Source organism: Priestia sp. SIMBA_032 (assembly GCF_046535215.1).
Lineage (GTDB): Bacteria > Bacillota > Bacilli > Bacillales > Bacillaceae_H > Priestia > Priestia aryabhattai.
On record NZ_JAWRXD010001049.1, the window covers coordinates 1 to 256 of the forward strand.

Genomic DNA, 256 nt, shown 5'->3' on the forward strand with positions numbered 1-256 from the left:
GTACATGAACCAGCTCGCCAATCACAAGCACAGTGCGAAGCTCGGGGACCATCTCCCTGTGGACCTAACGTACGTTGAAAATGCAGCAGACGCCCTGGCGATCGCCGCGCATTCCATTACAGTTGCCGCTCTCTTTCAAACGGTCAAGTCGGCAGATGAACGCACGTGGGTCGAAACTGAGGTCGGGGAACTCACCTTTCTTCTGTTGAACCAGGAGCGCGAGAAAGTCGTGGAGCGCTTCGTTAGCAAGTTCAGG

Annotated in this window: 1 protein-coding gene; it reads left to right on the forward strand. The window is 55.5% G+C overall.

Going from position 1 to position 256, the window contains the following annotated elements:
- Positions 1 to 256, forward strand: a 256-nt coding sequence (locus SB717_RS37550) for a hypothetical protein (protein WP_410908224.1), incomplete at both ends; no start/stop codon positions are given.